The sequence below is a fragment of the Moorena sp. SIO4A1 genome, from assembly GCF_010672065.1.
Classification (GTDB): Bacteria; Cyanobacteriota; Cyanobacteriia; order Cyanobacteriales; family Coleofasciculaceae; genus Moorena.
Genome location: NZ_JAAHHX010000432.1, coordinates 1 through 1,889 on the forward strand (window position 1 = coordinate 1; position 1,889 = coordinate 1,889).

2 protein-coding genes are annotated in these 1,889 nt (G+C 46.2%); both read left to right on the plus strand.

All coding sequences use genetic code 11. The features are described from left to right. Window positions 1-458: DUF3038 domain-containing protein (locus tag F6K53_RS39080; protein ID WP_293085273.1), on the plus strand; the 458-nt coding region annotated here is incomplete at its 5' end. Between the two features lie 170 nt (window positions 459-628). After that, the coding region (locus F6K53_RS39085; RefSeq protein WP_293085275.1) for a DUF4335 domain-containing protein at window positions 629-1,889 on the plus strand (1,261 nt) is incomplete at its 3' end.

Consider the following 1,889-nt stretch of genomic DNA (forward strand, 5'->3'; position numbering starts at 1 on the left):
GTTCTGAGGCGATGCTATTGGCGGCTAGAGAGCTGGAACTTCAGGACATTATTAAAAATCGTGTTGTCCTGTGGCGTATGCGCTCTACCAATCCCTGGCGGCGCTCTTACACACGACGTCCTCTAAGTCCAGAAGAAGCTAAGGCTTTAGTGGTGATTGCTAGTCATATGGCACGCCGAATGACCGTTCTGATTCGGCAGTTGTTGACGGCTTATGAACAACTGCTGGAAAAGCAGGTACCTCTAGAACAACATTTTCGCCTATCTAAGTATTTGGAAAGGTTCCAGGCTCATTTTCGCAGCCGGATGAATCCCCGTCGCTCTAAAGTGGCTGCCTATAACTCTGAAGAAAAGTTGAATCAACTCGCAATTTCTCTATTGAGTGAGCTTCTGTTCTGTACAGGCACTTCTGGAAGGCAAAGATTATGGACTAGTTTGTTTGATGGGGAATTGCCTTGAATGTTTTTGTTGTTGCTGATTATCGACATGCCATCAAGTATCAAGTAATAGTCAGGTGACTTATCAATTAGCCATTATCAATTACCCATTATTCATTACCCATTATCCATTACCCATTCCCTCAATGCTAGTCTAAGAGGTTGAAGGGGATTTTTCAGCAGGAACAGCCGATGACAATTCGACGCCAGTACAGTCTTCCCAACTGTACCCTTATCCTGGAGGGTTGGAGTAATAGTACCACAGGGGATGGGTTACAGCCAGATCCCCGACCATTGCTGACAACTCTAACTAATGCGGAATGCCATTTAGGGGCTATGAAACAACCCCTCAGTGGTGGGCGGGATTTTTTTGAGGACTTGGTAGATAGTGTAAGCCGCTATGCTCAGGAATTTTTGTCTAAAGTGCCTCACCCCAAACCCAATGCTGAGAAACCAGCTAAGGTGCATCTGCAGAAAGTCGAGGACAAAAATGTGCATCGACTGACACTGCTAGATACTCCCAACTCAGGAGCAATGACCAACTCAGGGAAAGGTCTCCATGTAGATTTGAACACAGTGCAGTTGTTTGACTTGGTTGAGGCGATTGACCAGTTTTTGGCTGATGGACGAACCCTACCAGATATTAGCGTTTCGTTGCAGCCTGTTTCTAAGCACTATCGCCAAGCTGAAAAACCAGTAACCGAGCGTACTGCCCCCGCTGCACTGGGCATGGCAAGTTTGGCTCTAGCTGCGATCGCATTTTTCTTTGTACCGATTCCAGAAGTACGGGAACCCGAACCTGCCCGAACAGAGGAAAATTCCAATGAAACCAGTACCTCAACTGGGGAGAGTGACCCTCAGGCAACACCAACACCAACACCAAAGGGAACACCACTCTCGATTGAGGAGCTAGAAAAAGTGCTCACAACTGCACCAGAAATTACTGATCCCACAGAGTTGCGCTATATACAAAGAAGCCTGCAAAAGCGAATTTTTCGAGCTTGGGGGAACCGGGAACAGTTTGCTGGGAATTTAAACTATCAGGTTAGTGTTGGCAGAGATGGCGCGATTTTAGGCTACAAACCCGTTAAGGGCACACCCTTGGATGGGGCAGAGCAAACCCCCCTACCTGAATTGCTGTACACCAAAACTACAGGCAATATTGCTACCCAAGAACCTATTGCTCAGTTCCAGGTGTTATTTAAACAAGGGGAAGACGAAGGGATTCTCGAAATCAGTCCTTGGAATGGTTATATGGGTAAGATTACCCTAGGTCCAGAAATTACTGACAGCGCTGTCATTAACGATTTGAAAGGCAAGGTGTCTCAGCAAATTCGTGACAGTTGGAATAAAACCTCCAGCTATCCTCAAGATTTAACTTATCGGGTAGGTGTGACTGAAGAGGCTATCATTGCTGATTATGAAGCAATTGATAAAGAGTCTTGGGATTACT